The 13,100-nt window shown below is 73.2% G+C and carries 8 protein-coding genes; all 8 read left to right on the forward strand.

Translation table 11 applies throughout. The features are described 5' to 3' along the window. Nucleotide 1: 1 nt before the first annotated feature. The 8 genes from SCAB_RS11035 to SCAB_RS11070 are packed head-to-tail and all read left to right on the forward strand — an operon-like array spanning nt 2 to nt 13,098. Nucleotides 2-1,318 carry a glycosyltransferase family 4 protein gene (locus SCAB_RS11035; protein WP_408054973.1) on the forward strand — a complete coding sequence of 439 codons (1,317 nt, stop codon included), beginning with the start codon at nt 2-4 and terminating at the stop codon, nt 1,316-1,318. Continuing rightward, the gene (locus SCAB_RS11040; protein WP_013000149.1) at nt 1,315-2,685 is read left to right on the forward strand and encodes a Wzz/FepE/Etk N-terminal domain-containing protein; all 1,371 of its coding nucleotides are present in this window, start codon (nt 1,315-1,317) and stop codon (nt 2,683-2,685) included. Before SCAB_RS11035 ends, SCAB_RS11040 begins: the two co-directional genes overlap by 4 nt. Continuing rightward, entirely contained in the window at nt 2,682-4,235 is a 1,554-nt protein-coding gene (locus SCAB_RS11045) for a Wzz/FepE/Etk N-terminal domain-containing protein (RefSeq protein ID WP_013000150.1), read from the forward strand. The genes SCAB_RS11040 and SCAB_RS11045 overlap by 4 nt, the downstream gene beginning before the upstream one ends. 3 nt (nt 4,236-4,238) lie before the next feature. After that, nucleotides 4,239-6,173 carry an asparagine synthase (glutamine-hydrolyzing) gene (gene asnB / locus SCAB_RS11050; RefSeq protein WP_013000151.1) on the forward strand — a complete coding sequence of 645 codons (1,935 nt, stop codon included), beginning with the start codon at nt 4,239-4,241 and terminating at the stop codon, nt 6,171-6,173. Nucleotides 6,174-6,189: 16 nt separating this feature from the next. Further along, entirely contained in the window at nt 6,190-8,367 is a 2,178-nt protein-coding gene (locus SCAB_RS11055; protein ID WP_013000152.1) for a bi-domain-containing oxidoreductase, read from the forward strand. Then, nucleotides 8,367-10,334: a heparinase II/III family protein gene (locus SCAB_RS11060; protein ID WP_013000153.1), complete on the forward strand. Its 1,968-nt coding sequence runs from the start codon at nt 8,367-8,369 to the stop codon at nt 10,332-10,334. Before SCAB_RS11055 ends, SCAB_RS11060 begins: the two co-directional genes overlap by 1 nt. A gap of 9 nt (nt 10,335-10,343) precedes the next feature. Further along, nucleotides 10,344-11,864 carry a right-handed parallel beta-helix repeat-containing protein gene (locus SCAB_RS11065; protein WP_013000154.1) on the forward strand — a complete coding sequence of 507 codons (1,521 nt, stop codon included), beginning with the start codon at nt 10,344-10,346 and terminating at the stop codon, nt 11,862-11,864. Between the two features lies 1 nt (nt 11,865). Beyond that, nucleotides 11,866-13,098: a membrane protein gene (locus tag SCAB_RS11070; RefSeq protein WP_013000155.1), complete on the forward strand. Its 1,233-nt coding sequence runs from the start codon at nt 11,866-11,868 to the stop codon at nt 13,096-13,098. Nucleotides 13,099-13,100 lie beyond the last annotated feature (2 nt).

Below are 13,100 nucleotides of genomic sequence, written 5' to 3' on the forward strand. Positions count from 1 at the left end.
CGTGAGGCGCGGGAGCCGGCCGGGCCGGCGCGCGCTGATTCTGGTGGAGAACCTCTCGGTGCCGTTCGACCGGCGGGTGTGGCAGGAGTGCACGACGCTGCGGGACGCGGGCTGGACGGTGCACGTCATCTGCCCGCAGGGGACCAAGCGGGACACCGAACCCGAGGCGGAGATCGACGGGGTGCGGATCCACCGGTACCCGTTGCGCGCCGCCACCGGGGGGCCGTCCGGCTATCTGCGGGAGTACGGCTCGGCGCTGTGGCACACGGTCCGGCTGGCGCGGAAGGTCGGCCCGGTGGACGTGGTGCACGCCTGCAACCCGCCCGACCTGCTGTTCCTGCCCGCCCTGTGGATGAAGCGGCGGGGCGCGCGCTTCGTCTTCGACCAGCACGACCTGGTGCCCGAGCTGTACCTGTCGCGGTTCGACCGCGGCGAGGACCTGCTCTACCGCGCCGTGTGCGCGCTGGAACGGCGGACCTACCGGGCCGCGGACGTCGTGCTCGCCACGAACGAGAGCTACCGGGACGTCGCGGTGCGCCGCGGCGGCAAGCGGCCCGAGGACGTCTTCGTGGTGCGCAGCGCCCCCGACACCGGCCGGTTCCACCCGGTGCCGCCCGAGCCGGCGTTGAAGCGCGGCAAGCCCCATCTGCTGTGCTATCTCGGTGTCATGGGGCCGCAGGACGGCGTCGACTACGCGCTGCGGGCGCTGGCCAGGCTGCGCGACGAACGGGGGCGGACCGACTGGCACGCGGTGTTCGTCGGCGCCGGCGACACCTTCGACGCGATGGTGGAGCTGTCCCGGCGGCTCGGGCTCGCGGACCGGGTGGAGTTCACCGGGCGCATCCCGGACGCCGACCTGGCGCGCTACCTGTCGACCGCGGACGTGTGCCTCTCCCCCGACCCGCGCAACCCGCTCAACGACGTGTCGACCATGAACAAGGTGCTGGAGTACATGGTCATGGGCCGGCCGATCGTCTCGTTCGACCTCCGCGAGGCGCGGGTCTCCGCCGGTGAGGCCGCCGTGTACGCGCCGGCCAACGACGAGTCGGCCTTCGCGGGGCTCGTCGCGGGGCTGCTGGACGATCCGGACCAGCGGGCGCGTATGGGCAAGATCGGCCAGGAGCGGATCGGCGGGGCGCTGTCCTGGAGCAACTCCCAGCGGTCGCTGCTCGCCGCGTACGCCGCGGCCTGCGGCGACCGTCCCCCGAGCCCGGCGAAGGACACGGCGCCGACGGGCGGTCCGGACGGGATGGGCGGGCCGGGCGGCGCGGGCGGGCCGGGCGGCGCGGACGGGCCGGGAACGAGGCCGCGCCGTTGAGCGAAGACACGATACGCCTGGTCACGATCGGGCGGATTATCCGCCGGCGCCGACGGCTCCTCATCATCCTCACCGTGGTGGGCGCGCTCGTCGGCTACGGCACCTCCCTGCTGCTCCCGCCCCGGTACACGACCTCGGCGTCGGTGCTGCTGCCGGGGGCGTGGGAGGAGCGCGAGCTGCTGACACAGGCGGAGATCGCGACCAGTTCGGTGGTGGTGGACCGCGCTGCCGGGGCGCTCGGCTGGACCGGGGTCGGCGGCGACGAGGTGCGGGAGCACGTCAGCGCCAAGTCCACCGACGGGAACATCATCAAGATCTCGGGCACCGCCGACACCCCGGAGCACGCCCAGCAGCTCTCCGACCAGGTGGCCCGGCAGTTCGTCGCCTTCGCCAAGCAGGTCGCGGGCGAGAGCGCCGACCCCGAGACCGGGGCTCCCGAGGCGCTGCGGCAGACGGTGAAGAAGACCAGTCGCCGCATCACCGAGCTGGCCGAGCAGGCAGGGTCGGGCGAGACCGTGGAGAGCGTGCAGACCCGTACCGAGCTGGCGAAGCTGCGCACCACGCTGCAGGAGGCCATCGACAAGCTGGACCAGGCCGACCCGGCCGACGAACAGGCCGCCAACCTGGTGGTCATGGGCTCCGCCGCCCGGCCGGTCGGCGAGTCCCCGCCGACCAGGACCCAGCTCATCGCCGCCGGGGCCCTGCTGTTCTTCCTGTGCACGGTCGCCGGCCATCTCGTCGCCGCCCGGATGAGCCGCCGGCTGCGGACCGAGACGGAGATCGCCGCGGCGCTGGGTTCGGCGCTGCTGGGCGCCGTCGACGTCCCCGTGGGACGGTCCGCGCACCGGCCGGGCGGCCGCGGCCCGGGAGCACTCCTGCGCCGGCTGCTGGGCGTCGACGTCCGTTGGGACCTGCCGGCCCCGCGGACCTCCGGCGACGAGGCCAGCAGACAGATCCGCTACCGGCGGGTCTGCGGCCGCCTGCGGGAACAGCTGCCGGCCCCCCGGCGGCTGCTGGCGGTCGTCCCGGACGGCGACGAGACCGCCCGCAGCGCCGCCGAACGGCTCGTCGTCGAGGCCGGGAGCGATCCGCTGCTGCGGGTGGTGGGCGTTCCGGTGGGCCGGCCGATGGTGCCGGACCGCGTCCACGAGTCGGGGGTCCTGGTCGTGCTCAGCGCGGGCAGCTGGACCGCCGCTGAGCTGGCGGGCATCACCGAGGCGTGCGCGGACGCCAAGCACGAGATCGTCGGCATCGTCCTCGCCGGCCCGGTCCGGGCGTCGCGTGCGTCCCGGACCGCCGGCCCGGCGCCGGAAGCCGTGACGCCCGCCTTCGCGGTCGGCGAGGACGCGAGAAGAGGTGCACGGTGACGACGAGTACGACTCCGGAGTCGTCGGCCGCCGCCCCGCTGCTGGACCTGCAGGGGCTGGTGGTGTCGGTACGCAGGCGGCGTCGGCTCTGGGGCTCCATGGCACTGCTGGGGCTGCTCGGCGGCGTGGGGGTGGCGGTCCTGCTGCCGCCGCCGCCGACCGCGGTGACCAAGGTGCTGGTCGCGCACCAGGAGGACCAGCCCAACGACCCCGGCACGCTGATCCGCACCGACGTCGCCCTGCTGCAGACCACCCGGATCGCCGGGAAGGCCCTGAAGTCCCTCGGGTCCTCGGAGAAGCCGGAGGACTTCATGGAGGACTACGGGGGCGTCGGCCTGACCAACAACCTGCTGCAGATCGAGGTGAGCGGGGACAGCGACGCGGTGGCGGTGGCCCGCGCGAAGGCACTGGCCGACGCGTTCGTCGCCGACCACGTACGGCGGATCCAGGAGGCGGCGGACGCGGAGGCCAAGGCCCTGCTCAAGCAGCGCGACCGCATCAAGGCCGACCTCGCCAAGGTCAACAAGGCCATCGGCGACGGCACCCCGGAGGGCAACCCGAGCGCCTCGGCGGACATGGAGTCCCTCTTCGCCCGCCGCGCCGAACTCACCTCCCGTATCTCCGACTTCGACCAGCGGGCGGCCGAGGCGCGCATCGGCACGCCCCAGCTGGTCGCCGGCACCCGGATCGTGGACGCGCCGCGGGCGGTGCGGCACTCGCTGCCCAGGACCGCCGCGACCGACGCGGCGATCGGGCTCGTCCTCGGGCTGGCCCTCGGGCTCGCGGTGGCCGCGGTCGGCACGGTGGTGGCGGACCGCCCCGTGCTGCGCCGGGACATCGCCGCGCACCTCGGCACCTCGGTCCTGTCGGAACTGCCCCGCAGGCCGCCCCGGCTGTGGCGGCGCCGGTCGGCCCGGGCCGCGCGTGAACGGCTCACCCTCACCCTGACCCGCGCCGTGCGCGGCTCGACGGACCCGTTGTCGCTGCTGGAGCTGGGGTGTGCGCGCAACGCGAGCGAGATCGCCGTGGACCTCGCGGGGGTGCTGGCGGCCCAGGGGCCGGTGGCCGTCGTCGACGGGCTGCCCGGCCGGGAGCTCTCGGGCCGCCGTCCGAAGCCGGGCGGCCCGGCCGTGGTCGACGGCGCGCAGGCGGAGGCCATGGCGCCCGAGGACCTCAGGATCGGCGTCGGCTCGGTGGCGCCCGGCACGGCGTGGACCGACCTGCAGTACCTCGGCACACGGACGGTGCTCGTCGTGCGGGCCGGGCACGGCAGCGTCGCCTGGCTGCACACCGTGGCACGGCAGCTCGCGGACCAGCGCATCGCGGTGGTCGGCGTGGTGCTGATCGACCCCGATCCGCGGGACCGGACCGACGGCACGCTGTGGAACGGGCCGCACGGGGCGGTGCGCGGCCGCGGCGAGCGGCAGCCCGTGCGCGGCGGCGGGGGTACCTCCCACGCCGTTCAGGCGGTGGGCGAGGGCAGGCGGCGGACGGAACGCCTGCCGATGTGGGCGGAGCGGGTCCCGGACAGCGACCAGGAGGCGCGGTAGCACATGTGCGGCATCGCAGGTACGTACCGATGGCCCGACGGGAAGGACGTGACCGACCGGCTCACCGACGTCCTCGCCCATCGCGGTCCGGACGGGGCCGGCCGGTACAGCCACCCCGTCGGTGACGGCGAGGTGCACCTCGGGCACCGCCGGCTGTCCATCATCGACCTGTCCGAGACCGGCGCCCAGCCGATGGTCAAGGACGGCCTCGTCCTGACGTACAACGGGGAGCTGTACAACGCGCCGGAGCTGCGCGCCGAGTTGGAGGCCGCCGGGGTGCGCTTCCGCGGCACCTCCGACTCCGAGGTGCTGCTGGAGTCCTGGCGGCGGTGGGGCACGGACTGTCTGCCCCGGCTGCGCGGGATGTTCGCGTTCGGGATCTTCGACGAGCGCACCGGTGATCTGGTGCTCGTCCGCGACCAGCTCGGCATCAAGCCGCTGTTCCTGCTGCGGCGCGGCGAGGGGCTGGTGTTCGCCTCCGAGCTGAAGGCGCTGGCGGCCGTGACGGGCGGGTCGCTGGAGGTGGACCACGCGGCGCTGGTGGCCTCGCTCCTCTACTACTGGGTGCCGGACTCACGGTGCGCCTTCCGCGAGGCGGAGAAACTGCCGCCGGGGAGCTGGCTGCGGATCCGGCCCGACGGCCGGGTGCAGCGCGGCCGGTTCTGGAACCTGCGGGACGTCGCCGCCGAGGGCCGGGCACGGGCCCGGGCCGGTGAACGGCCGGACCTGGCCGCCATCGTGGAGGAGTCGACCCGCAAGCACCTGCTCGCCGACGTCCCCGTGGCCACCTTCCTGTCCGGCGGCCTGGACTCGAGCTGGCTGACCGCTCTCGCGGCCCGCCACCAGCCGGGGATCTCCGCCTACACGATCGGGTTCCGCGCCGAGGACGCCCGGTTCGAGGCCATGCCCGACGACCTGCGCTACGCCCGGCAGGTGGCCGAGCGGTTCGGCGTCGAGCTGCACGAGATCGAGATCGCCCCGAACGTGCTCGACCTGCTGCCGCAGATGACGTACTCCCTGGACGAGCCCATCGGCGACCCCGCGGCGATCAACACCTTCCTGATCTGCCAGGCGGCGCGGGAGGCCGGGGTCAAGGTGATGCTCTCGGGCATGGGTGCCGACGAGCTGTTCGCCGGGTACCGCAAGCACCTGGCCAACGTGCTCGCGCTGCGCTACCAGCGCGTTCCGGGGCCCGTGCGGCGCGGAGTGTCCGGGATCGTGGACCGGCTGCCGGTCGCCACCTCCCGCCGGGGCCTGCGCTCGGTGCGCTTCGCGAAGCGCTTCCTCTCCTTCGCCGACCTGCCCGAGGAGACCGCGTTCCGGCGCAGCTACACCATGTACGACCAGGACGAACTGCTCGCCCTGGTCGACCCGGACCTGGCCGGGACGGTCGACGACGTGCTGACCGAGCATGCCGACACCTACGAGGACAACGCCCTCGACGACTTCGTCAACCGCATGTGCCTGGCGGACGCCCGGATGTTCCTGCCGGGCCTGAACCTCACCTACACGGACCGCTCCAGCATGGCCGCCTCGACCGAGGTGCGGGTGCCGTACGTGGACGTCGAGGTGGTCAGGGCGGCGTTCGCCGTGCCCGGCGACCGCAAGATCGTCAAACGGCAGGGCAAGGCCGTGCTCAAGGAGGCGGCGACCTCGATCCTGCCCCGGGAGATCGTGTACCGGCCCAAGGGCCTGTTCAGCGCCCCGCTGCGGGCCTGGATGAGCCGCGACCTGGCACCGCTGGTGCGCGAGGTGGTCAACGACGGTGAGCTCGTGCGGTCCGGCTTCCTGCGCCGGGACGCGCTGAACCGGATGGTCGCCGAGGACGCCGCCGGACAGCAGGACTTCTCCAAGCATCTGTGGCATGTGCTGACCCTCGAGTACTGGTACCGCGACGCGACCTCCCGCTCCGACCAGAGCACTCGGCAAACGGCTTAGGAATCAGGGGACTTCGGTGAAACAGGTTGTACAGAACTACAAGAGCGGCGAGCTGGCGGTGCTCGACGTGCCGGTGCCCGGGTGCAAGCCGGGCGGTGTGCTGGTCCGCACCGTCTACTCGCTGATCTCCACCGGCACCGAGATGATGAAGGTGTCCGAGGCCGGCATGTCGATGCTGGGCAAGGCCCGCTCCCGCCCCGACCAGGTCGCCAAGGTCATGCAGAGCGTGGCCACCAACGGGGTACCCGCCACGTACCGCAAGGTGATGGGCAAACTGGACTCCTACACACCGCTGGGCTACTCCCTGTGCGGCGTGGTCGAGCAGGCCGGTGTCGGCATCGACGACGTGAAGGTCGGCGACCTGGTGGCCTGCGCCGGCAACGAGCACGCGCTGCACGCCGAGCTCAACTGGGTGCCGAAGAACCTCTACGTCCCGGTGCCGGACGGTCTCGCGCCGCAGCACGCGGCCTTCGGCACCGTCGGGTCGATCGCCATGCAGGGGGTCCGCCAGGGCGAGCCGCAGCTCGGTGAGGTGGCCCTGGTCATCGGCCTCGGGCTGATCGGCCAGCTGGTGGTGCAGCTCCTGGCCGCCTCCGGCGTCCGCGTCGTCGGTGCCGACCCCGACCCCGCGCGCTGCGAGCTGGCCGAGCGCCTGGGCGCCGCGGCCTGCGGCGACCCCGCCTCCACCGCCGTGGAGAACGCCGTCGCCGAACTCACCGACGGACACGGCGTGGACCAGGTGTACCTGGCCGCCGGCGGCGGCAGCAACCAGCCCGTCGAGCTGGCGGCCGAGCTGGCCCGGGACCGCGGCCGGGTCGTCGACATCGGCAAGTGCCGCCTCGACCTGCCGTGGAACGCGTACTACGAGAAGGAACTCGACGTCCGGTTCTCCCGCTCCTACGGCCCCGGGCGATACGACCCGTCGTACGAGCTGGAGGGGCGCGACTACCCGATCGGCTACGTCCGCTGGACCGAGCGCCGCAACCTGGCCTGCTTCCTCGACCTCGCCGCCCGCGGCAAGGTCGACGTGGAGCCCCTCATCTCCCACGTCGCCGACTTCGACGACGCCGTGGAGACCTACCGGCGCCTGAAGGACGGCGAGTTGAAGGCCGTCACCGCGCTGTTCCGGTACCCCGAGCAGGCGGCGGAGACGCAGGAGGCGAAGGCTCCTGCGGTCGCCGTGCCCGCGGTGCAGGTGAAGGCAAGCCCGGCCCGGGCCGCCAGGACGCCGGTGAAGCTGGCGTTCGTAGGCGCGGGCAACTACGCGACGTCGATGCTGCTGCCGCACCTCGCCCGGCGCGAGGGCGTCGAGCTGTCGACCGTCGTCACCACGACCTCGCTGTCCGGGGCCAACGCGCAGCGGAAGTTCGGCTTCGCCAGGGCGACCACCGACCTGGACGCCGTGCTCGGCGACGAGTCCGTCGACGCGGTGTTCGTGGTGACGCGGCACAGCTCGCACGCCGCCCTGACCCGGCAGGCCCTGCTGGCCGGCAAGACCGTGTTCGTGGAGAAGCCCCTGGCCCTCACCGAGGACGAGCTGTCCGGAGTGCTCGCGGCGGTCGAGGAGTCCGGCAACGACCGGCTCCAGGTGGGCTTCAACCGCCGCTTCGCGCCGCTGCTCCAGGAAGCCAGGGCCCAGTTCGGCGCCCGGAGCGGTCCGGCGCACCTGCGCTACCTCGTCAACGCGGGCCGCCTCGCGCACGGCAGCTGGTACCTCCGGCAGGGCTCCGAGGGCTCGCGGTTCGTGGGCGAGGGCGGACACTTCATCGACACGGCGAGCTGGCTGCTCGACGCGGACCCGGTCTCGGTGTACGCGACCGCCACGTCCGGCAACGAGGACCTCCAGGTCGTGCTGCGCTACCCGGACGGTTCCACCGCCACCATCAGCTACGTCACCACGGGCCCGTCCGGCTTCCCCAAGGAGACGCTGGACCTGGTCGCGGACGGCCGGGCGCTGCGCCTCGACGACTTCGTGCGGGCCTCGGTGTACGGCCGTAAGAAGTGGGTCAGTTCGCGGCTGCCCAAGGCCCGGGACAAGGGCCAGAACGCCGAACTGGCGGCGTTCGTCAAGGCGGTGCGCACCGGCGGGCCGATGCCGGTGCCGCTGGAGTCCCTGGTCGCCACCACGGCGGCCACCCTCGCCGTGCAGGCCGGCCTGGCCGGTGGCGTGCCGGTGACGTTGGCGGGGCCCTGATGACGATGAGCGTGGGCTGGTACCTCCGGCGGCTGTCCCGGATGGGGCCGCAGGAGGTCGCGGGCCGGGTGGGCGACACCCTGCGCAGACGGCGCTGGCGTGCGACGCCGCCCGACTGCCCGAGCGTGATCGGCGCCCGGTTCACCGCGGTGCTGCCCGCCGGCACGATCGCCGCCGTACCCCCGGACGCAGCGAAGCGGCTCGTCGCCGAGGCGGACCTGCTCATGGACGGACACGCCGAGTTCTTCGGCGTGGTCCGCGACGACCTGGCCGACCCGGACTGGTGGTTCGACCCGAAGACCGGGCGCCGGGCCCCCGAGGGCTACGCCTTCGACGTGCCGTACCGCAGCGAGGACGCGGTCGGGGACATCAAGCAGATCTGGGAGCCGTCCCGGCACCAGTACCTCACCCAGCTCGCGGCCGCCTACGCGATCACCGGCGACGAGCGGTACGCCGAGCGCGTGGCCGCGCACCTGCGGTCGTGGTGGGAGGCCAACCCCCCGCTGCGCGGCGTCCACTGGCTCAGCGGCATCGAGCTGGGCATCCGGCTGCTGTCCTGGGTGTGGGTCCGCCGGCTGCTCGACGGCTGGCCGGGCGCGGCCGGGCTGTTCGAGGGCAACCCGGTGGCGCGCGACCAGATCTGGCACCACCAGCGCTGGCTCGCCGCCTTCGCCAGCCGGGGCTCCTCGGCGAACAACCACGTCATCGCCGAGGATGCCGGGCAGTTGGCCGCGGCCTGCGCGTTCGACTGGTTCCCCGAGTCGGCACGCTGGCGGGCCGGCGCGTTGCGCTCGCTGGAGCGGCAGCTGCGCGCCAACACGTATCTCTCCGGCCTCAACCGCGAGCTGGCCACCGAGTACCACGGTCTGGTCCTGGAACTCGGCCTGGCCGCGCTGGCCGAGGCCGACGCCGCCGGAGTGGAGGTCCCCGCGACCGTCCGCCCGGTGCTGCTGCGCATGACCGACGCGCTCGCGGCGGTCGTGGACAACCGTCTGAGGCCGCCGCGTCAGGGAGACGCGGACGACGGGCACGGTCTGATCGTGGACGGCGCGGGCACCGACCGCTGGGCCTCGCTGCTGGCCACCGGGGACGCCGTGTTCGGCCGCCTCGACTGGTGGCCGGCGGTCACCGGCACCGACGTGCGCACCCCGCTGCTGGCCGCGCTCGTCAAGCCGTACCCGGAAAACGGAACCGAACTGTCCGTGACCCGCCCGGCGAGCCGCCCCACCCGCTTCGCCGACGCCGGCATGACGATCCTGCGTGGCCCGCGGGAGATCTGGGTGCGCTGCGACGGCGGGCCGCACGGGTTCCTGTCCATCGCCGCGCACGCGCACGCGGACGCGCTGTCCCTGGAGGTCCGGCACGACGGGGTCGACGTGTTCGCCGACCCGGGCACGTACTGCTACCACGGACAGCCGGAGTGGCGGCGCTACTTCCGGTCGACCCTCGGCCACAACACCCTGGAGCTGGACGGGACCGACCAGTCCGTCTCCGGCGGCCCGTTCCTGTGGACGCGGCAGGCCCGCAGCCGGGTCCTGGTCTCCGACACGTCCGGGGAGGGGACGGCCCGCTGGTGCGCCGAGCACGACGGTTACGCGCCCTCGGTGCACCGCCGCCGGGTGGAGCTGACGGCCGCGAGCCGGGAGCTGCGGGTGGTCGACGAGATCCACGGCCGGCACAGCCCGCGCCGGGCCGTGCGGCTGGCCTTCCACCTCGGCCCGGCGATCGCCGCGGACCTGGTGGGCCACCGCGCGGAACTGACCTGGACGCGGGACGGTGAGGACCGCTCGGCGGTGCTCGACCTGCCCGGGCAGCTGGCCTGGAGCGCGCACCGCGGTGAGAGCGACCCGCCGCTGGGCTGGTACTCGGCCGGCTTCGGTCGCAAGGAACCCGCCACCACGCTGATCGGCACGGGCTTCGCCGACGGCGCGGAGGGGTTCACCACCGTACTCGGGTTCCGCGGCTAGGGAGGACGCTTGGGGATCACGTGGCGGCACCGGGCATGGGCCGTGGCACCCGTGGTGCTGGCCCTGCTGGCGGCGACCGGCTGTGACAGCACGCCGGACGCGCGGCCGAAGCCGCCCACCGCACCGCCCACGGCCGTGGCCGGGGTGTGCGCCGAGCGCGCGGCGGGGCCGTCGAAGGCGCCGGCGGGCGCGGTGACGGTCGATCCCGCCGTGCCCGGCGACCTGGCGGTGAAGACCGAGGAGAACCCGCCGGGCACCACGTTCTGGCTGCTCCCGGGCAAGCACCGGCTCGGGCCGGACCGCTACGCCCAGGTGCTGCCCAAGGAAGGGGACACCTATCTCGGGGCGCCGGGCGCGGTGCTCGACGGGCGGAAGACCAACCAGTACGCGTTCGGCGGCAGCGCCCCGGACGTCACGATCCGTCATCTGACCGTGCAGCGGTTCGTCGCGCCGCACGACGAGGGCGTCGTCAACCACGACTCGGCCGACGGCTGGGTCATCGAGCACACGACGGTCCAGAACAACTCCGGCGCCGGGCTGATGGCCGGGGCCCGCCAGCGGGTGCGCGGCAACTGCCTGCGCGACAACGGCCAGTACGGCATGAACGCCTACAAGGGCGACGGCCGTATCACCGGCCTGGTGGTCGAGGGCAACGAGATCACCGGCAACAACACGGACGACTGGGAGAAGCGGCGGCCGGGCTGCGGCTGCACCGGGGGCGTGAAGTTCTGGGCCGTCGACGGCGCCGACGTACGCGGCAACTGGGTGCACGACAACCGCGGGGCCGGGCTGTGGGCGGACACCAACAACAACGACTTCCGTATCGAGGGCAACCTGCTGGAGGACAACGACGGCGCCGCGCTGATCTACGAGACCAGCTACAACGCGGTCGTCCGGCAGAACAGGATCCGGCGGAACAACTGGGTCGAGGGCCGGGACTACGCCGACCGCGGCGACTCCTTCCCGTTCGCGACCGTCTACATCTCCGAGTCCGGCGGCGAACCGCGGGTCCGGGCCCGCACGGACAAGATCGAGATCTACCGGAACGTGCTGGAGAACAACTGGTCCGGGATCACCCTGTGGGAGAACGCGGACCGGTTCTGCAACAGCCCGGCGAACACCTCCTCGGGCGAGTGCACGCTCCTGGTGAAGGACATCAAGCGCTGCAAGCGGCCGGCGATCACCACCGCGCCGCTCTACGACGACTGCCGGTGGCGGACCCAGCGGGTGGACGTCCACGACAACCGCTTCGTGCTGGACAAGTCCGTCCTCGACTGCGCGGTGAAGTGCGACCGCATGGCGGTGCTGGCCAACTACGGCACCTATCCGGACTGGTCGCCCTACCGGGGCGAACGGGTGGCCGAGGCGATCACGCGCAAGCAGCACAACCGCTGGCACGACAACGTCTACCGGGGGCCGTGGAGGTTCGTCGTCCACGACCCGAGCCGGGTCCTGGACTTCGCCCAGTGGCGGGACACGCCGTACCGGCAGGACGCGGGCAGCAGGTACCGCGCCGGGAAGGGCGGCTGAGATGACCACCGACCACACGTCGAAGATCGTCGGGACGGTCTGGGGGCTGCTGGTCCTCAACACGCTCGGCTCCGCCGGGGCGAGGACCATCGTCCCGCTGCCCCGCTCCCTCATCCAGATGGTCACCATGGGCTCACTGGTCGCCGCGTTCGCGCTGGCGCTCGTGGTCAATCCCCGGCTGCGCGTGCGCCCCAACGCCTATCTGTTCCTGCTCACCCTGCTGCTGGTGCCGAGCGTGATCTCCAGCGCGGACCTGGAGTCCGGGCTCGGCGCGGTGTTCCGCTGCGCCCGGCTGGCGCTCTTCGTCAGCACGCTGTGGCTGCTCACCCGCTGGTGGGACGGTGAGCTGAGGTTCGTCCGGCTGCACATCCGGATGTACTTCGTGGTCCTCGCATCGGTGGCCCTCGGCGCCGTCGTCTCCCCGGGCGCCGCCCTGCCCGAGCTGTACGGCGGGCGGCTGGTGGGCGCGCTCTGGCCGCTCACCCCGCCGCAGATCGGACAGTACGCGGCGGTGATCATCGGGCTGTCCGTGCTGCTCCTGCTGGGCCGCCGGACGACCCGGGGCAGCGCTGCGCTGGTCATCGTGCCGTCCCTGGTCCTGCTCGCGCTGACCCACACCCGCACGGCGACGCTCGGGATGCTCATCGGGCTGGTGCTGGCGATCGGTTCGCTCTTCCTGACCAGCACCGCCGCCCGCCGGTTCTTCGCCTGGGTGGTGCTGTGCGCCGCCGTGGCCGCGGTGGGGTTCGGGCCCGCGCTGCGGTCGTGGTTCCTGCGCGGGCAGAGCCAGGAGAACTTCACCAGCCTCACCGGCCGGGCCAAGGTCTGGGAGGCGCTGCTGGCGGCGCCCCGCACGACCTCGGAGTACCTGTTCGGCATGGGCCTCGGCGACAAGTCCTTCGGCGGGCTGCCGATCGACAACAGCTGGCTGGCCGTCTTCAACGAGCAGGGCATGGCCGGCGTGACGCTGGTGGCGGCGATCGTCGTCGTGCTGGGCGGGGTCGCGCTGCTGCGGCCGCCGTCGCTGTCGAGGGCCTGCGCGATCTTCCTGATCAGCTACTGCGGCATCGCGTCGTACACCGAGGCCGGACTGGGCGACGCCTCTCCGTATCTCCTGCATCTGGCGGTGGCCGCCTCGCTGTTGGCGGTGCCCGCCGAGGCCGGCGCCCCGCCGCCCCCCACCGTCCCCCGACGGCGCGTCACGCGCTGGGTCAGAAGATCGGAGGTGGCCTGAGC

The organism is Streptomyces scabiei 87.22 (assembly GCF_000091305.1).
GTDB classification, from domain to species: Bacteria; Actinomycetota; Actinomycetes; order Streptomycetales; family Streptomycetaceae; genus Streptomyces; species Streptomyces scabiei.